Source organism: Planomicrobium sp. CPCC 101110, assembly GCF_007859395.1.
Taxonomy (GTDB): Bacteria; Bacillota; Bacilli; order Bacillales_A; family Planococcaceae; genus Planococcus.
The window spans coordinates 1-18963 of record NZ_VOHD01000002.1; the positions used below are offsets into that span (position 1 = coordinate 1).

The following is an 18963-nucleotide window of genomic DNA, read 5'->3' on the forward strand; positions in this document are numbered from 1 at the left end:
GAACACGGAAGTTAAGCTCTTTTGCGCCGATGGTAGTTGGGGGTCTCCCCCTGTGAGAGTAGGACGTCGCTGGGCACCAGAAAGAAAGTCAGAACCGTTTCCGGTTCTGGCTTTTTTTGCGTTCTTTGAAGTTTCCATAAAGCAGAAAGGAAGTGTATCAGCAGTTTGTTAGAGCAAAAGTTTTAATTTCAGTATAATAAAGCTAATCACAAACTATAAGGATGATCATATGAAACCGAAAAGACCGTTAGTAGAAGCTTTAATCAAATTCCAAAAGCAGGAGCCTATTTCATTTCATGTGCCGGGCCATAAAAATGGAGAGTTGTCGATGCTGCCGCAAGGGATGCGAAGTGCCCTTGCGTATGATTTCACCGAACTTACCGGCCTTGATGATTTTCACTATCCTCAAGAGGCAATTAAAGAAGCAGAGGAGCTGCTTTCGGAAGTTTATGGAACGGATCAAAGCTTTTTCTTGGTTAATGGCTCGACGGTTGGAAATTTAGCCATGGTGTACGCAGTATGCGAAGAAGGCGACGTGGTCATCGTACAGCGGAATTCTCATAAGTCGATTTTCCATGCTTTAGAGCTGACAAAAGTTAAACCTGTCTATATCATGCCCGAATGGGACGAACGGTCAAAATCGGCTATAGGCATCGCCTTAGAAGATATCCGAACTGCTGTAGCTCAGTATCCTGCAGCTAAAGCAGTTATCCTTACCTATCCCAACTATTATGGAATGGCGGCTGCAGATATGGAAGAAGTCATTTCCTTTTGCCATTCGCAGGGCATTCCGGTACTAGTTGATGAAGCCCATGGTGCTCATTTCCAGATTGGAAGCCCTTATCCCTTTTCGGCGTTAACAGCTGGTGCCGATGTGGTGGTGCATTCTGCGCATAAAACCTTGCCCGCTATGACAATGGGATCTTTTTTGCATGGCAAAGGAAATTTGGTGGATAGAAAGAAAATCAAAAAATACTTGAGGATGCTGCAATCAAGCAGCCCTTCTTATCTCATTATGGCTTCGCTGGACGATGCCCGTGCTTTTGTCCAAAGTTACGCCCCAGAAGACATACGGAACTTTGAAGAGAAACGCACTCAGTTTCTGGATAGCCTTGCCGCTATTCCACGTCTGGAAGTCTTCCAATCAGATGATCCGCTAAAGGTGATGCTTCGGATTCCGGGCTATAGCGGATTTCAGTTGCAGAAGTGTTTAGAGAATGTAAAGATTTACGCAGAATTAACTGATCTTTACCAAGTTATGTTAATCTTACCTTTATTGAAAAAAACCCAAACTTATCCTTTTGCTGAAATTCGAAGCCGCATCAAAGAGGCGGTTCATTCGGCTTTAACAGAAACGCCTGAAACCGTGTCAGTGAAAATGCCGATTAAGCAGGGGAAAATTAGTGTGCCGGAACTGTCTTTTGAGGAGATAGAAACAACGGACGGTGAATGGATTTTGTATACTGAAGCGCTTGGCAGAATCTCGGCCGCAATGGTCGTGCCTTATCCGCCAGGCATTCCGCTAATTTTGCCTGGAGAAAAATGGAATGTTGCCAAACTTGAGCAACTAATGGATTACTTGGCGACAGGTGCACAGATTCAAGGGGAGCACCGTCTGGCAGAAAAATTAATCTGTGTAGTTCCCCGTCAATGAAGCGATAATTTCTGCGAAGCGGGTATGCTATAGTATACGATATTCAAAAGAATAGGATGTGGCTATCAGCATGGACCAAGAAAAGTATGCAATTGTGGATATTGGGTCGAACACGATAAGACTTGTTATTTATACAAGAGATAAAAGCGGAAGGCTAGCTGAAACTGAAAACGTTAAAACGGTAGCCCGCCTGCGGAGCTATTTGTCGGCATCAGGCAAAATGAAAAGTGAAGGAATTGACGTATTGATCCATACCCTTCAAAGTTTCCAGGAGGTAACGAGGCACCACAACTTGAAAGAAGTAAAATGTGTGGCTACTGCGGCAGTCAGACAAGCAACCAACCAGGAAGAAATTCTAGAAAAAGTAAAAGAAAAAACGGACTTTTCAATCCGGATTTTATCGGAGTACGAAGAAGCCCATTACGGCTACTTGGCAGTAGTCAACTCGATGTCGTTCGAGAATGGATTTTCGGTGGATATCGGCGGCGGCAGTACCGAGTTGACTTTTTTTCAAAACCGGAAATTAATCTACTTTTACAGCTTCCCGTTTGGGGCGTTGTCGCTGAAAGAACAATTCATCAAAAACAATACACCGACTTCTGCAGAACTAAAAACGCTTCGTGCTTTTCTGAAGGAACAGTTCCAGACCTTGCCATGGATTCAAAACAAGAAGCTGCCTCTGATCGGCATTGGGGGAAGTGCCCGTAATATGGCGCAAATCCATCAAGAGCATATTGAGTATCCTTTAGCGGGAATCCATCAATATACTATGAAAGAAAAAGATGTCCAAATGATAAAAAACATGCTGCTTTCCATGGACTTCAGCGAAGTTCAAAAAGTGGAAGGGCTATCAAAAGACAGAGCGGATATTATTATTCCAGCTATTGAAGTTTTTGCTCACTTGATGCGCTGTATTGGAACAGACACTTTCGCTTTAAGCAGAAAAGGTTTGCGTGATGGAGTGTTTTATGAAGAGCTGACAAAAAATTATGAAGACGGCCTTTTTCCGAATGTTATTGAAGAAAGTTTCCATGATTTAGCAATTGATTATGATGTGAATTTGGAACATGCTGCCCAAGTAAGCGATAATGCAATTATGATTTCGCAGGAGATGGAGAAATTTGGAGCAGTTGCTTTAACGCCTGAAGATATGCGCTATATCAAATTTGGAAGCGCCGTTTATAATCTCGGTTCCTATATCGATGCAGATGCAAGCCATCAGCATACATTTTATTTATTGGCGAACCGTACGATTGACGGATTGCTCCATAAAGACCGGCTCATTATCGCCTTGATTGCTTCTTTCAAAAACAGGGAAGTTTTTAAACGCAATGCGGCTCTTTACCAAGACTGGTTTACAAAAGAGGAACTGGCAAAGTACAGTCTGCTCGGTGCAGTCATTAAGCTTGCATATAGTTTGAATACCACAAAACGGGATATAGTCGAAGAGATTCAAATAAATTTTGCCGATGAGGAACTCCTGTTTAAGGTTTATTGCAATAGCGATTGGACTCCAGAAGAGTATCAAGCGGAAAAGCAGAAAAAACATCTTGAAAAACTAGTGAAGAAACCTATTCAGTTTCAATTTGTTTCAAGCTCCTGAAAAGCTTTTTGGGGCCGGTTACAGCAATAGTTTTAAACCTACTATTCGTAAATAAAGGATGGCGGAAATTTTGAATACAGTAAACAAACACACTGTGGAACTAAATAATCCTTCTTACTACAACAATAGAGAACTTAGCTGGCTGGCATTTAATGAAAGAGTGCTGCAGGAAGCCCTCGATGAGCGCAATCCATTGCTGGAGCGTTTTAAGTTTCTAGCTATTTTCAGTTCGAATTTAGATGAATTTTTCATGGTTCGTGTTGCCGGATTGCAAGATCAAGTGAAAGTGAATTTCACGAAGCCGGAAAACAAGGCAGGGATGACCCCAAGGCAGCAGCTGAAAGAAATCTCCCAAAAAACACATCAATTGGTGGACCTTCAATATCATCTATTGAGAGACAAGCTGCTTTCCGAAGTTAAAAAAGAGGGCATCAAGCTTTTTAACATTGCTGACATAAGCAAAGAAGAACTCAAAGGCCTGGAATCTTATTTCGATGAGCAGGTTTTTCCGGTTTTGACTCCAATGGCAATCGATGCTTATCGGCCTTTTCCCATGCTGCTCAATAAAACCATAAACTTGGCTGTGGTGTTGGAGGACAAGGACAAAGAGGCGGAAAACCGGTATAAGACGGCAATTGTACAGATGCCGTCTGTATTGGACCGGATGGTGCCGTTAGAAGGGAAACACAGCAAAAAGCATTTTGTTCTTTTAGAAGATGTCATCGGCCATTTTATCAGCAAGTTATTTCATGGGTTCAAGGCAGTTTCCGTTTCTGTCTTCAGGATCACACGAAACGCGGATATGACCATACATGAAGAAGGCGCGCGCGATTTGTTGCAAGAAATTGAAAAGGAATTGAGGAAGAGAAAATGGGGAGCCGCTGTCCGGCTTGAAATTCAACAGCCGAGTTTCGATCCTACTGTTTTATCTCACTTGATGAAAGAGTTGGAAATTGGGAAAAACGATATTTACGAACTTGAAGGTCCGTTGGATCTTACGTTCTTGTTTAATTTTTACAAAAAATCGGAAAAAGGAAATCGGAAACTGGTCTATGAAAATAGGATTTCCCAAATGCCGCGTGACTTGGTTTCTGTCGAGAGCATCTTCGATCAAGTGATCCAAAGAGATGTTTTTCTGCATCATCCTTATGATTCATTCGAGCCAGTCATCGAATTTGTTTCAGAAGCAGCAGATGATCCGGACGTGTTGGCGATCAAGCAAACCCTGTACCGGGTAAGCGGCGATTCACCCATCATCAAAGCCCTTAAACGAGCAGCAGAGAACGGCAAGCAAGTGACGGTCCTTGTAGAGCTGAAAGCGCGGTTTGATGAAGAAAACAATGTGCAGTGGGCAAAAGAATTGGAACAGGCGGGATGCCATGTGATTTATGGCATCACTCACCTTAAAACCCATAGCAAAATTACGTTAGTGGTGCGAAGAAAAGAAGATCGCATTCAGCGGTTCGTCCATTTGGGGACAGGCAATTACAATGACCAAACCGCAAAGCTTTACACAGACATGAGTTTGTTTACAGCGAAAAAGGAATTCGGAGTTGATGCAACCAACTTCTTCAATTATTTAAGCGGTTATTCCGATAAGCTGGAATTTCACCATTTGTCTGTGGCTCCGTTTGGCATTCGCCAAGACTTTCTGGAATTGATCGAAAAGGAAATTGAATGCCATAAAAAGTACGGCAATGGGCGCATCATTGCAAAAATGAATTCTTTGACAGATAAAGTAATCATCAAAAAGCTATATGAAGCTTCAATAGAAGGGGTCCGCATCCAGTTGATCATCCGGGGCATCTGTTGCCTGAGGCCCGGCATAAAAGGAATTAGTGAAAATATTCAAGTCCGGAGCATTGTTGGGCGTTTACTGGAGCATAGCCGCATTTATTATTTTTACCAGAACGGTGAAGAAAAGACGTTTTTATCGTCGGCGGATATGATGACCCGCAATATGGAAAATCGGATTGAGATTTTGTTTCCGGTGTGCGACCAAGGCATCAAAGCTAAAATCAGGCACATTTTAGAAGTTTCCTTATTGGACAATGTAAAAGCCCGGGAACAAGACAAAGCAGGCGTGTATCACTATGTGAAAAGAGAAAAAGAAGAACCTGAAATCGAGTGTCAGGAGGTTTTATATACGGAAGCTTACCGATCGGCAGAGGAAGAGGAATAAAGGATCAGGTCAGCGGTGTAATGCTGTTCGAATTCCTGTATAGTTAAAGAAGCTAGATTAACAGGAATAGGGTGGATCAAGTAATGGGTTATTTAATTACGCTAGAAGGCGGAGAAGGTGCTGGGAAGACCAGTATTTTAAAGCGCCTGGTTCCGTTTTTGGAACAGCTGGGGCACCCGGTTGTTTCTACAAGAGAGCCGGGCGGCATCGAAATTTCCGAGCAGATCCGGAAAGTGATTCTGGACCAAAACAATATGAAAATGGATGCCCGGACAGAAGCGCTCCTATATGCTGCTGCCAGAAGACAGCACTTGGTTGAAAAAGTCATTCCGGCGCTTGAGGCTGGGAAAGTGGTATTATGCGATCGCTATATAGACAGCAGCCTTGCCTATCAAGGCCATGCCAGAGGACTCGGCATTCCAGAAATTTTATCCATCAACAAGTTTGCCATTGACAAGTACATGCCCGATTTGACATTGTATTTCGATATTCAGCCGGAAGTGGGCTTGTCACGCATCGAGAGTGATGGAAACCGGGAAGTGAACCGTTTGGATGTGGAGTCGATAAAGTTCCATAAAGCAGTTTGGGAAGGCTATCAAATGCTGGTCCAACAATATCCGGAGCGCATCCAAGTGATCGATGCAGACAATGAAATAGATGCGGTAGTGCAAGCTGCCCAAGAAGCGGTTCTTGCTTTTCTCGAAAAAAACAAAGAAAAAGGGGATCGCTGACAGCGGCCCTCTATTTTTTATGGCAAGCAACAGAAAATAAAAAAATCCTGCTGTGAACAGGGTGAAAATTCCTGTTCATGTTATACTTATATGGAAGAAATACAGAAAAGGAGTGAGTGCTGATGAAACTCGTCGTAGCAGTTGTACAGGACCAAGACAGTAACCGTTTATCCAATGCCTTAACAAAAAATGATTTCCGGGCTACCAAATTGGCCAGTACAGGAGGGTTTTTGCGCTCAGGAAATACAACTTTTTTAATTGGTGTAGATGACAGCCGCGTGCCGAAATTGATGGATTTAATCCGGGAAAATTGCCGTGCGCGTGAACAAATGGTTGCACCTGTATCTCCAATGGGAGGCAATGCGGACTCCTATATTCCGTATCCGGTGGAAGTCGAAGTAGGTGGTGCGACGATTTTCGTCTTACCCATCGAACAATTCCACCAATTTTAAACCGTAAGAACGATAGCAATGCCTCATGCAGCTCTTGGCAAAGGTTCTGCGTGATACCCGTGCTCCATCCGGAACACGGGATTTTTTACAAAGGCTGAAGGTGAAAATGTGCAAAAGACAATTGAAGAGATTCAAGAAATGCAGCCAGTCGTTATGAAAAGACTGCAAGGCGCCTATGAAAAAGACCGGCTGGCACATGCCTACCTTTTTGAAGGCCCAGCAGGCGCAGGCAAAAAAGAAATAACTCATTTTTTCGTTAAGCTTTTATTATGCGAAACTCCGGTAGAAAATGTTCCATGTGAAACATGCCGCAGCTGCCAGCTTTACAATTCGGGGAACCATCCGAGCATTGTTTTTATTGAACCAGACGGACAAAACATAAAAATTGACCAGATACGGGACCTGATTTTGACAATGAATAAAACCGGCTTGAATACTGGCCGTAAGATATATGTAATTCAAGAAGCGGATCGGATGAACAATTCTTCCGCGAATGCGCTGTTGAAATTTCTAGAGGAGCCGGAAATGAACGTAACGGCAATTCTTTTGACTGACCGGCTGAATGCCATTATGACAACCATTCGCTCCCGCTGCCAATTGGTTTCTTTTCAGCCATTGTCCCGACCGAAGCTGATGGAAAAGCTAATGGCCGACGGCATGACTGCATCCATGGCTGCGACGGTCAGTATGTTGACTCAAAGCGCGGAAGAAGCAGTCGAACTTAGTGCTGATGATCAATTTGCGCAAGCCAGAAAACTGGTTTTAAGAATGATTGAAGTTGCAGGAACGAATGTCCATGAAGCTTTGTTGATGGTCCAAGCGGACTGGCTTCCATTTTTTAAAGAAAAAGAAGATGCCGAAAGAGGGCTGGACATGTTATTATTTGCATATCGGGACATCGCTACAGTAAAAGCAGGTCTCGAAACTGTATGCACATATCCTGATATGGAAGAAATTTGGAAGCAGATGGCGCTTCAGCGTTCATTTAGCGCATTATCCAAGCAGTTGCAGGCCATATTGCAGGCCAAGCAGCAATTGCAGCGCAACATGAACCGGACGCTGCTGATGGAGCAATTAATGCTGAATCTGCAGGAGGGGTAGCAAGTGTATAATGTAATAGGTGTCCGTTTTAAAAAAGCGGGTAAAATATATTATTTTGATCCAGGAGAATTTGTGATCGAAAAAGACGATTATGTTATCGTCGAAACAACACGAGGCGTGGAATACGGCAAAGTGGTTGTCCCAGTCAAATCAGTCGGGGAAAATGACGTTGTCTTGCCGCTGAAGCAAGTGGTGCGCGTAGCAAGTGACCGCGACCGCCAACAAGTGGAAGAAAACCGGCTGGAAGCAGCACGGGCTTTTGAGCAAGGAACCGAAAAAATCGAAGAGCATCGATTGGATATGAAACTTGTCGATGTTGAGTATACATTTGACCGAAACAAAGTCATCTTTTACTTTACAGCAGAAGGGCGAGTGGATTTCCGGAATTTGGTGAAAGACTTGGCCTCTATTTTCCGTACACGGATCGAGCTTCGTCAAATCGGTGTGCGCGATGAAGCGAAAATGCTGGGAGGCATCGGACCTTGCGGCAGAATGCTTTGCTGCTCGACGTTTCTGGGCGATTTTGAACCGGTCTCCATTAAAATGGCGAAAGACCAGAATTTATCGTTAAACCCATCGAAGATTTCAGGCTTATGCGGCCGTTTGATGTGCTGCTTGAAATACGAAAACGATGAGTATGAATTGGCGAAAAAAGAAATGCCGGATGTAGGTACACATGTATCGACTCCAGACGGTGCAGGCCGTGTTGTAGGCATGAACATTTTGGAGCGGGTATTAAAAATCCGCTTGGCTGAGCAAGAACAAACATTGGAATATACGTTAGACGAGATATTGGACCAAGGAACGAGAGCGTGAGGTGGTTTGTGTGAAAGATAAAAACTTTTTGGACACGGTCATGGATTTCGAGCAGCAGCTCGAATCAATGCAGCAGCAATTCCGCGAATTGAAAGCGGTGGTGGCCCATACAATGGAGGAGCATCACGCTTTGCAGCTTGAAAATCACCATCTGCGCACACGCCTTGACGAGCTTCATAAGGCAGTTCCGGAAACTGCGGCAGTGGATCCGGTAAAACTGAAAAAAGCCGTTATGGATATAGGTGAAGGCTATGATAACTTGGCCCGCTTATACCATGAAGGATATCATGTGTGCCATGTGCATTTCGGCAGTTCAAGAAAAGGCGATGATTGTTTGTTCTGCTTGTCATTCTTAAACAAGCAAAATTGACGTTTGATAGATTACGATTAGAAAAATGAAAGGCTTCCGACACACTGTGTGGCGGCAGCCTTTTGCTATGTAAGAGGAGTTGAGCAAATGTTATTGGATGACGAAAGACTGGATTACTTGCTGGCGGAAGATTTGCGGATTATCCAAAGTCCGTCCGTATTTTCGTTTTCACTGGATGCTGTCTTATTGGCCCGTTTTGCATATGTTCCGCTTAAACGGGGAAGTATTGTGGATTTATGCACCGGCAATGGAGCCATCCCGTTATTTTTAAGCGCCCGGACCGAATCGCGCATTATCGGGGTGGAACTCCAGGAGCGGCTCGCCCATATGGCCCGGCGCAGCGTGGACTATAACGGCCTATCGGAACAGATTGAAATTGTCGATGGGGACGTCAAAAAGATTCCAGCGCTGCTTGGATTTGAAAAGCATGATGTTGTGACTTGCAATCCACCCTATTTTCCAGCACATGAAATGAGCGATAAAAATTTGAGCGAACATATGGCCATTGCACGCCATGAACTGCATTTGACACTTGATGAAGCGGTCCTTGCTGCGAGCCAATTGCTGAAACAAGGCGGAAAAGCGGCGTTTGTCCACCGTTCCGGCCGGCTCATTGATTTGATTGCGGCAATGCGTGCAAATCGGCTGGAGCCTAAACGCATTCGCTTGGTTTATCCGAAAGCAGGTAAAGAAGCCAATACATTGCTGATTGAAGGAATCAAAGACGGAAAACCGGATTTAAAGATTCTTCCGCCTTTAGTGGTCTATGGGGAAGACGGTGAATACACAGAAGAAGTGAGAGAATTGCTTTATGGAAACCGATAAGCATTTTTTTTATGTACTGGAATGTGTGGATGGTTCCTACTATGCCGGATATACGAATAATTTGGAGAAGCGGCTTGCGGCACATAACGCTGGAAAAGGCGCGAAGTACACACGCGCTAAAGGCCCTGTCCGAATGATTCATCAGGAAGCTTTCGATACGAAACCACAAGCGATGAAAGCGGAGTATGCTTTCAAGCAATTATCAAAACCACAAAAAGTCCGTTACATTGCGGAAGGAGAGAAGGGCACCCTATGAAATCTCAAAAAAGCTTTCAGGAAAAGCGCCCAACGCTATACCTAGTTGCCACACCTATCGGCAACTTGGAAGATATAACAGTCCGTGCGCTGCGGATCTTGAAAGAAGTCGATGTGATTGCGGCGGAAGATACGCGAAATACAAAGCAGCTATGCAATCATTTTGAAATACAAACAAAACTGACAAGTTATCATGAACACAATCAAGAAAGCGGGGGGTTTAAGATCCTTTCTTATTTAGGCGAGGGCAAGTCGGTGGCATTGGTCAGTGATGCCGGGATGCCTTGCATTTCTGACCCCGGCGAAGATGTGGTTAAACGGGTGATCGCCGAAGGATATCCGGTAGTGCCGATTCCAGGCGCAAACGCAGCACTCAGTGCATTGATCGTTTCCGGAATTTCCCCCCAGCCTTTCTTGTTTTACGGATTTATATCACGGAACAAAAAAGACCGGCAGGCGGAGCTTGAGAAATTGAGCCAAAAAGAAGAAACGCTTCTCTTTTATGAAGCGCCGCACCGCTTGAAAGAAAGTTTAAAAAGCTTACAAAAGGCTTTCGGAAACGAACGGAAAATCGTTTTGGCCCGAGAAGTAACAAAGAAGTTTGAAGAATTTTTAAGAGGCACTGTCGAAGAAGCTGTGTCTTGGTCAGAGCAAAACGAAATCCGTGGAGAATTCTGCATTGTAATAGAAGGAAACAGTTCTCCTGATCTTATTGAAAGCGAAGAATGGTGGGAGCAGCTGTCGATTGAAGAACATGTAAATGAATTGATGGAACGCAACAACCTGACTTCAAAAGAAGCGATTAAAGAAGTGTCGATTGCCCGTAAAATGTCAAAGCGGGAAATCTACCAGGCTTACCACATATAAAAAACGGAGCGCATGAAAGCGCTCCGTTTTTCTATATCAAACTTACTTTTTCAAGTTGTTTTGGATTTCTTTTACTAGCATTTCTGCACCTTCAGGGCTTAAAATCAATTTTCCGCCGACCAGCTGCATATTTTCATCCGAAACTTCGCCTGTTACTGCGCAAGTCATATTCGGTAAATACTTTTTCAATATAATTTTGTCATCATCTACATAAATTTCCAAAGCATCTTTCTCTGCAATTCCTAACGTACGGCGCAATTCGATTGGAATGACCACGCGACCCAATTCATCGACTTTACGTACAATACCTGTTGATTTCATCTAAATATCCCCCTTTAATGTTGTTTGCAAGAATTCGTCAAAATTCGACATTTACCACTTCTTGTCATAAATCATACCAAGTACTGGCAATTAGGTCAATAAAAAACTATCGAAATCATAATAAATTTTATGATTTCAGAACATAATTATGCTATTAATAATGACTTTTTCCATATTTTTTATATAAAATTTATGAAAGGAAAAATATTGAAGATAATATATTTCGACAGTTGAAATAATCTGTCGAAAAAAAACGCTTGAAATTGAAAGATTGTACAAAATTGGCGACTTCGTTAAAATAAGAACTATACAAAAAAACTGGAGGAATTTTTCGTGACTGCAAAAAAAAATACTTTTTATTTGACGACCCCGATTTATTATCCGAGCGGAAAATTCCATATTGGAACGGCGTATACGACGGTCGCTTCTGATGCAATTGTCCGCTATAAACGGTTAAGAGGTTTTGATGTCCGTTTCTTGACTGGAATGGATGAACATGGCCAAAAGATCGAAGAAAAAGCGCAAGAAGCCGGCATGGCCCCGCAGGAATATGTGGACGAAATGGCAGAAGCGGCGAAGAAAGTATGGTCGTTGATGGATATCACCTATGACGATTTTATCCGGACAACGGAAACGCGCCATAAAGAAGGCGTTGAAAAGATCTTCCAGACATTCCTTGACAACGGAGACATTTATAAAGGGGAGTATGAAGGCTGGTATTGCACACCATGCGAATCGTTTTATACGGAGGCGCAATTGGCAGATGGCAATTGTCCGGATTGCGGACGGCCTGTCCATAAAGTGAAAGAAGAATCATATTTCTTTAATATGAAGAAATATGCGGATCGCCTTCTTGATTATTATGAGAATCATGTTGAATTTATCGAACCTGAATCCCGCAAAAATGAAATGATCAACAATTTCATCAAACCGGGATTGGAAGACTTGTCGGTTTCCCGCACCTCTTTCGATTGGGGGATTCCAGTTCCTGGAGATCCGAAGCATGTTATTTATGTGTGGGTTGACGCTTTGTCGAATTACATTACATCACTCGGCTATGGTTCCCAGGACGAATCGTTGTTCAATCAATATTGGCCGGCTGACGTTCATGTAGTTGGAAAGGACATAGTCCGTTTTCATACGATTTATTGGCCGATTTTCCTGATGGCGCTCGATCTGCCATTGCCAAAGAAGATTTTCGCCCATGGTTTTATCATGATGAAAGATGGAAAAATGTCGAAATCCAAAGGCAACGTTGTATATCCCGAAATGCTGGTTGATCGATATGGGTTGGATGCAACGCGTTACTTCTTATTGCGTGAATTGCCGTTTGGTTCGGACGGTGTCTTCTCACCAGAATCTTTTGTTGAACGGACGAATTTTGATTTGGCCAACGATCTTGGAAATTTGTTGAACCGTACTGTATCAATGATCAACAAGTATTTTGACGGAACTATCCCGCAAGTAGAGGGTTACCAAACAGAGTTTGACGAAACGCTGCAAGATGTGGCAAAACAAACAATCCGCACATACGAAGAACATATGGAGAAAATGCAGTTCAGTATTGTTCTAAGCGAAGTATGGTCATTGATTTCTAGAACCAATAAATATATCGATGAAACACAGCCATGGGTACTGGCAAAAGACGAAGCCTCTAAAGGCCAGCTTGCTTCAGTAATGGCTCATCTTGCTGAAAGCCTGCGCTTGACTGCTGTTATGCTCCAGCCGTTTTTGCCGAATGCGCCAAAACAGATTATTGAACAGCTCGGCTTAACAACTGACCAGCTGGCGTGGGAAACGCTTGAGAAATTCGGCAATATTCCTGCCGGCACAAAAGTAACGGAAAAAGGAACGCCGATCTTCCCGCGTCTTGAAGTCGAGCCGGAAGTAACATACATCCGGGAACAAATGCGCGGAGGTGCATCTCCTGCTGCAGAGGAAGAAGCGGCAGAAGAAATTGTAGAGGTTCCAGATGTACCAGAAATCACGATTGATGAATTCATGAAAGTAGACTTGCGGGCAGCGACGGTTCTTGCTTGTGAACCCGTACCGAAAACCACAAAGCTTCTGAAGCTTCAAGTGGACTTGGGTTATGAGCAGCGGCAAGTGGTTTCGGGCATTGCGGAACATTACAAGCCGGATGAATTGGTCGGCAAGCGAGTAGTCGTTGTTGCCAACTTGAAGCCGGTCAAGTTGCGCGGCGAATTATCGCAAGGCATGATTTTAGCTGGCCAAAAAGATGGGTATTTAACGTTGACAGCTGTTGATGAAAAACTGCCAAACGGCGCTCAAATCAAATAAGCTTCAAAAAAGCAGCCTGCTCATAGAGCAGGCTGCTTTTTTTAGTTTGGAGCAGTTTTTCATTCCTATAAAAAAAAGATAAAATGCCAGTGTGAAATGTATATGAAAGTTTTCCAATCAAATATATTTATCAAAATTTGAAAAGAAAATAGTTTAATGGGTATTTAGTTATACTTAAAATTCTATTTTTTGAGGTTTGACACAAAGATAACATCTTTTGTTATACAAATGTAATGTTTATGTGAAGAAAGAAACAAGGGAAACCATTAAAATAGATTTTAATGTGAGGAGAATGATGAATGTTTATCGATACCCATGTGCATTTGAATGCAGACCAATATGATGAAGATTTAACAGAAGTCATTGAACGGGCAATAGAAAACAAGGTAACAAAAATGGTAGTCATCGGTTTTGACCGCAAAACGATCCAACGGGCGATGGCGCTTGCAGAAAAATATGAGTTTATTTACGCGGTCGTCGGTTGGCATCCAGTAGATGCCATAGATTGTACGGATGAAGATTTACGATGGATCGAAGAACTGTCAGCTCACCCGAAAGTGGTAGGCATTGGAGAAACGGGCTTGGATTACTACTGGGACAAATCCCCGAAAGAGGTTCAACAAGAAGTATTCCGCAAACAAATCCGCCTCGCAAAACGAGTGAACTTGCCTATTATCATCCATAACCGGGATGCAACAGAAGATGTTTTACGCATTTTAAAAGAAGAAGACGCAAGAACAACGGGTGGTGTTATGCATTGCTTTGGCGGCAGCGTTGAAACGGCACACGAAAGTATAAAAATGAATTTCATGATTTCGCTCGGTGGACCGGTAACATTCAAAAATGCCAAACAACCGAAAAAAGTCGCAGAAATGATTTCGCTTGATCATTTGATGATTGAGACAGACGCACCTTATTTGGCGCCGCATCCTTACCGAGGAAAACGCAACGAGCCATCGTATGTGCCGCTTGTAGCTGAAGAAATTGCTCGTTTAAAAGGGATTTCGGTAGAAGAAGTGGCTGAAGCAACAACACGCAATGCAGAGAAGTTTTTCAAGTTATTTTAAAAAGTGACAAAATATGAAAGACTCGTATAAGTTGACACCTTGAATTTGGAGCTATACAATCACACAGGTGAATAAGGAGGAGTTATTTTGTCAAAAGAAGCAAATAATAGTAAAGCTGCAAAATCCTTTAAAGGCAAATCGCTGGCGGTTTCAATTGTTACCGTATTGATGTTTGCAGCTGTTTTAACTTTCGCTATATACGAAGGAACAAAAAATACGATTACCATAAACGCTAATGGCAAGACCGAAGAAGTGAAAACCCATGCCAAGACGGTGGGGGAATTCTTGAAAGAACAAGAAATTGAAGTTGCAGAAGATGATTACTTGAGCCAGTCGGCAAGTGCTGCGATCAAAAGCGATACTAAAATCGAATGGGATAAAGCGGAACAGTATACTGTGACAATCGATGGAGAAGCTAAAACTGCTTGGACCACAAAAAATACCGTAGCGGATATTCTGGCTAAAGCTGAAGTTGAAGTTTCAGAATATGATAAAGTTTCACCTGCACTTGAAGAAGAAGTAGATGAGGACACAGCAATATCTGTAGAAAAAGCATTTGAGGTCACGATCCTTGATGGTTTGGAAAAGAAACAGGCATGGTCCACTTCGACTACGGTCGCTGACTTTTTAAAACAGCAAAAAGTCTCTTTAAGCGAACTTGACCGAGTTGAAAAAGGAATGGATGAATTGGTCCTTCCGAATTCTGAAGTCAAAATAGTTCGCGTCGAAAAGGTCACCGATGTAGTGGAAGATTCTGTAAAATTTGCGGTCGAAACGAAAAAAGATTCTTCTCTTCTAAAAGGGAAAGAAAAGCTTGTCCAAAAAGGGCAGCAAGGCATCGTTAAGAAAACATATGAAGTTGTAAAAGAAAACGGCAAAGAAGTAAAACGTGATCTTAAAAAAGAAAAAGTCGTTAAAGAGCCGAAAAAACAAATTACCGCAGTCGGAACTAAAGTTGTAGTAGCTGCTGTTTCCCGTGGCAAAGACACAACACCAGCTGCTGAAAAAGAAACTGCTCAAGCGAAGACGGTAAAAGCATCGGCGCCTGCCAAAAAAGAAGTATCGGCAGCCCCTAAAGCGGCTCAAGCATCCGAGCCAGCTGGCAAAGAGATGATCGTCTCTGCAACAGCGTACACGGCAAGCTGTGCCGGCTGTTCAGGCATTACGGCAACAGGCATCAATTTGAAAGCAAACCCAGGTCTCAAAGTGATTGCAGTGGACCCTAACGTTATTCCACTAGGCTCAAAAGTATGGGTGGAAGGCTATGGCCATGCTATTGCCGGCGACACAGGCGGAGCAATCAAAGGAAACAAAATCGATTTGTTTGTAGCTGATCAATCAGCAGCGCTGGCATTTGGCCGCAAGCAGGTGAAAATTAAAATACTCAATTAATGCAAGGATGAAAAAGCTTTCTTGGGGATTCCCAGGAAAGCTTTTTCTTTTTACAGGGTTGTTCGGCAACGTGTAAAATAGACAGGAAGTCTGGAAATGAGGATGACGAATGAAAATAAGCGAAATTATTGTCGTTGAAGGCAAAGATGATACGGTTGCTGTCAAGCGGGCCGTAGAAGCCGATACTATTGAAACTAACGGATCGGCTTTGTCGGCAGAAACGCTTCAGCGGATCGCTCATGCTCAGCAAAAGCGTGGAGTGATAGTTTTTACCGATCCTGATTATCCGGGAAGAAGAATCCGTGCTATTATTGAAGAACATGTGCCTGCGGTGAAGCATGCGTTTTTAGCTAAAGAAAAGACGATCGCCAAGAACGGCAAGGGGCTTGGAATTGAACATGCTTGCGATGAAGATATCCGGGATGCTTTGTCGAAGGTTTATACGCCAATGCAAAAAGAGCTAGCGGTTGAAATCACGATGGAAGACTTGATCGATGCCGGGTTGGTTGCCCATCCAAAAGCTAAACAACGCCGGACACAATTGGGAGACATGCTTCAGATTGGCTATACCAACGGAAAGCAGCTTCAAAAACGGCTCCACATGTTCGGCATTTCCAAAAGCCAATTTATCAAAGCGGTGCATGCATTAAACCAGGAGGAACTGTCATGATTAAAGATATTGCTACACCCATACGCACGCAAGAAATAATGGCGAAGCACGGATTGACCGTAAAGAAAAGCTTGGGGCAGAACTTCTTGATCGACCCTAATATTCTTCGGAAAATTGTCGGTCAAGCCAAATTGACAAAACAGTCTGCGGCCATTGAAATAGGGCCGGGAATCGGTGCTTTGACTGAGCATTTGGCTAGAGAAGCCGGGAAAGTGCTGGCTTTTGAAATTGATCAGCGCTTGCTGCCGGTACTTGACGATACACTTTCTCCATATGACAACGTTTCTATCATTCATTCGGATGTTTTAAAAGCCGATGTGAAAGCGGCCATCGAAAATGAATTGGCGGGCTATGAAGACATTATGGTGGTAGCGAATTTGCCTTACTATGTAACAACCCCTATCATTTTAAAACTGCTGCTTGAGAGTTTGCCGATCAGAGGCTTAGTGGTCATGCTCCAAAAAGAAGTGGCAGAGCGGATTACCGCAAAACCAGGAACCAAAGCTTACGGCTCTCTGTCAATTGCTATTCAATATTACACAGAAGCGGAAATGGCATTGACAGTTCCAAAATCCGTTTTTCTTCCGCAGCCGAATGTCGACTCTGCTGTAATCCGGATGATCAAAAGGCCACAGCCGTTAGTGGAAGTGATTGATGAAGATTTCTTCTTCACGGTGACACGCAGCTCGTTTGCACAACGACGCAAAACGATTTTGAATAACTTGCAAGTGGGCATGCCAGAAGGCAAAGCGAAAAAAGACTTGATCCTGAAAGCTTTGGCTGAAGCGGAAATCGATCCGGCACGCCGCGGCGAAACCTTATCCATCGAAGAATTTGGGCAATTAGCAAACAAATTGCATGCATATTTCCGTTAAATATTAGGCTTTGTTGCAGATTTGTCAAAGACCTTCGAACTGTGGAGATATTTCGGATAAAAAAATATTGACAGCTCCTATAGCACGCTGATAAAATTATAAATTTATTTTGACTTATTACTTGATTTATGTTAATGTTTGTCTATAGTGAGGTGTAGACAAGATGCCCAAAACTTTGGCGGATATTAAAAAATCGTTGGATCTACATGTAGGAAAACGATTGCTTTTGAAGGCAAACGGAGGTCGCAAGAAAACGGTCGAACGCAGTGGAATTTTGCGCGAAACGTATCACTCCGTGTTCGTGATTGAACTAGATCAAGATGAGCATGCATTTGAACGTGTGTCTTACAGCTACGCAGACATTTTAACAGAAGCAGTAGAAATTACTGTAGAAGAAGGAACAGCAGACGAACTTGTTGTTAGATAATGAACTTTATTTTCATATTTTTCAAATCCGCGAACTGTTACTTTCATCAGTTCGCGGGTTTTTTTGTTTCTTTACTGCATTTCTCCCCAATTCCTTGTGTTGTGTTAAAATAGTTTTCATTAGACTATAAAAGGAGGCAGTGGGATGCTCTACGTGAAGGCGCCTGCCAAAATCAATTTAACATTGGACGTGTTGTACAAGCGTCCAGACAATTACCATGAAATCGAGATGATTATGACCACAGTCGACTTGTCTGACCGTATAGGGTTGATGGGGACGGCAAAAGGCATACATATTGAATCGGCAGACCGTTTTGTTCCGAATGATTCCCGGAACTTGGCTTACCAAGCCGCTCAATTGATCAAAGACACATATAATATTTCAACAGGGGTCATCATCCATTTAGACAAACAGATTCCTGTGGCTGCTGGATTGGCCGGTGGAAGCAGTGACGCGGCTGCTACTTTGAAAGGGTTAAACAAATTGTGGCAGCTGAACTTGTCACTGGATGAATTAGCGGAACTCGGCGCTAAAATCGGCTCCGATGTTTCTTTTTGTGTGTACGGGGGAACAGCTTTAGCAAAAGGACGCGGGGAAATCATCCAGGAGTTGCCTGCACCGCCGAATTGCTGGGTTATTTTAGCCAAGCCGACCATTGGAGTTTCTACTGCCGACGTATATGGCGCTTTTGATCCCTCCAAAGCGGAGCACCCGAACACACAGCAAATGATCAAAGCACTGGAGACAGGCGATTATGAGGCGATGTGCGACAATCTTGGCAATGCACTTGAGAGCGTAACTTTAAATCTTTATCCAGAAGTTTCGCAAATCAAAGAGCAGATGAAAAAGTTCGGCGCTGATGCTGTGCTGATGAGCGGCAGCGGACCCACTGTATTCGGACTGGTACACCAAGAAGCCCGCATTCCCCGCATCTATAACGGATTAAGAGGCTTTTGTTCCGAAGTTTATGCTGTCCGTTTGATTGGCGAACGAGATTCTCTTGCCTAAACACGTATATTTATGGTAAGTTTTCATTAAATTATTCGTGTTTAGG

General features: G+C 43.3%; 19 protein-coding genes and 1 rRNA gene. 19 read left to right on the forward strand and 1 reads right to left on the reverse strand.

Annotated features, from left to right (window positions below):
* The 12 genes from rrf to rsmI all read left to right on the forward strand — a co-directional run.
* Positions 1–75: ribosomal RNA gene (rrf, locus tag FQV30_RS18400) — 5S ribosomal RNA — on the forward strand; the annotation flags it as partial.
* A 154-nt stretch (positions 76–229) separates the two neighbouring features.
* Positions 230–1654 carry an aminotransferase class I/II-fold pyridoxal phosphate-dependent enzyme gene (locus FQV30_RS00055; RefSeq protein WP_146498114.1) on the forward strand — a complete coding sequence of 475 codons (1425 nt, stop codon included), beginning with the start codon at positions 230–232 and terminating at the stop codon, positions 1652–1654.
* Between the two features lie 70 nt (positions 1655–1724).
* Positions 1725–3257 carry an exopolyphosphatase gene (gene ppx, locus FQV30_RS00060; RefSeq protein ID WP_146498115.1) on the forward strand — a complete coding sequence of 511 codons (1533 nt, stop codon included), beginning with the start codon at positions 1725–1727 and terminating at the stop codon, positions 3255–3257.
* A 58-nt stretch (positions 3258–3315) separates the two neighbouring features.
* Positions 3316–5439 carry an RNA degradosome polyphosphate kinase gene (locus FQV30_RS00065; protein ID WP_146498116.1) on the forward strand — a complete coding sequence of 708 codons (2124 nt, stop codon included), beginning with the start codon at positions 3316–3318 and terminating at the stop codon, positions 5437–5439.
* 83 nt (positions 5440–5522) lie between these two features.
* A complete protein-coding gene (tmk, locus tag FQV30_RS00070; RefSeq protein ID WP_146498117.1) occupies positions 5523–6170 on the forward strand; it encodes a dTMP kinase in 648 nt (215 codons plus the stop codon).
* A 122-nt stretch (positions 6171–6292) separates the two neighbouring features.
* A complete protein-coding gene (locus FQV30_RS00075; protein ID WP_146498118.1) occupies positions 6293–6622 on the forward strand; it encodes a cyclic-di-AMP receptor in 330 nt (109 codons plus the stop codon).
* A 108-nt stretch (positions 6623–6730) separates the two neighbouring features.
* Complete coding sequence (gene holB / locus FQV30_RS00080; protein WP_146498119.1) at positions 6731–7723, forward strand: DNA polymerase III subunit delta'; 993 nt, start codon at positions 6731–6733, stop codon at positions 7721–7723.
* A gap of 3 nt (positions 7724–7726) precedes the next feature.
* Positions 7727–8539, forward strand: a complete 813-nt coding sequence (locus FQV30_RS00085; protein ID WP_146498120.1) for a PSP1 domain-containing protein — start codon at positions 7727–7729, stop codon at positions 8537–8539.
* A 10-nt stretch (positions 8540–8549) separates the two neighbouring features.
* Entirely contained in the window at positions 8550–8909 is a 360-nt protein-coding gene (gene yabA, locus FQV30_RS00090; protein ID WP_146498121.1) for a DNA replication initiation control protein YabA, read from the forward strand.
* A gap of 87 nt (positions 8910–8996) precedes the next feature.
* Entirely contained in the window at positions 8997–9734 is a 738-nt protein-coding gene (locus FQV30_RS00095; protein ID WP_146498122.1) for a tRNA1(Val) (adenine(37)-N6)-methyltransferase, read from the forward strand.
* A complete protein-coding gene (locus FQV30_RS00100; protein ID WP_146498123.1) occupies positions 9721–9990 on the forward strand; it encodes a GIY-YIG nuclease family protein in 270 nt (89 codons plus the stop codon). Before FQV30_RS00095 ends, FQV30_RS00100 begins: the two co-directional genes overlap by 14 nt.
* Positions 9987–10856, forward strand: coding sequence for a 16S rRNA (cytidine(1402)-2'-O)-methyltransferase (gene rsmI, locus FQV30_RS00105; RefSeq protein WP_146498124.1), 870 nt, complete (start codon positions 9987–9989; stop codon positions 10854–10856). Before FQV30_RS00100 ends, rsmI begins: the two co-directional genes overlap by 4 nt.
* A 42-nt stretch (positions 10857–10898) precedes the next feature.
* Here rsmI and FQV30_RS00110 read toward each other — a convergent pair whose 3' ends face one another.
* Positions 10899–11177: a transition state genes transcriptional regulator AbrB gene (locus FQV30_RS00110; RefSeq protein ID WP_146498125.1), complete on the reverse strand. Its 279-nt coding sequence runs from the start codon at positions 11175–11177 to the stop codon at positions 10899–10901.
* 333 nt (positions 11178–11510) lie between these two features.
* Between FQV30_RS00110 and metG the strand changes: the two genes are divergently transcribed.
* From metG to ispE, 7 genes are all read left to right on the forward strand, one after another.
* Positions 11511–13478: a methionine--tRNA ligase gene (metG, locus tag FQV30_RS00115; RefSeq protein WP_146498126.1), complete on the forward strand. Its 1968-nt coding sequence runs from the start codon at positions 11511–11513 to the stop codon at positions 13476–13478.
* Between the two features lie 299 nt (positions 13479–13777).
* Positions 13778–14545: a TatD family hydrolase gene (locus FQV30_RS00120; protein ID WP_146498127.1), complete on the forward strand. Its 768-nt coding sequence runs from the start codon at positions 13778–13780 to the stop codon at positions 14543–14545.
* An 87-nt stretch (positions 14546–14632) separates the two neighbouring features.
* A complete protein-coding gene (locus FQV30_RS00125) occupies positions 14633–15937 on the forward strand; it encodes a G5 and 3D domain-containing protein (protein ID WP_146498128.1) in 1305 nt (434 codons plus the stop codon).
* A gap of 109 nt (positions 15938–16046) precedes the next feature.
* On the forward strand, positions 16047–16607 hold the full coding sequence (gene rnmV, locus FQV30_RS00130; protein WP_146498129.1) for a ribonuclease M5: 561 nt from the start codon (positions 16047–16049) through the stop codon (positions 16605–16607).
* Entirely contained in the window at positions 16604–17482 is an 879-nt protein-coding gene (gene rsmA, locus FQV30_RS00135) for a 16S rRNA (adenine(1518)-N(6)/adenine(1519)-N(6))-dimethyltransferase RsmA (RefSeq protein ID WP_146498130.1), read from the forward strand. The genes rnmV and rsmA overlap by 4 nt, the downstream gene beginning before the upstream one ends.
* Before the next feature lie 163 nt (positions 17483–17645).
* Positions 17646–17909: a biofilm formation stimulator Veg gene (veg, locus tag FQV30_RS00140; protein ID WP_106534684.1), complete on the forward strand. Its 264-nt coding sequence runs from the start codon at positions 17646–17648 to the stop codon at positions 17907–17909.
* A 144-nt stretch (positions 17910–18053) separates the two neighbouring features.
* On the forward strand, positions 18054–18917 hold the full coding sequence (ispE, locus tag FQV30_RS00145) for a 4-(cytidine 5'-diphospho)-2-C-methyl-D-erythritol kinase (protein WP_146498131.1): 864 nt from the start codon (positions 18054–18056) through the stop codon (positions 18915–18917).
* The last annotated feature ends 46 nt before the right edge of the window (positions 18918–18963 follow it).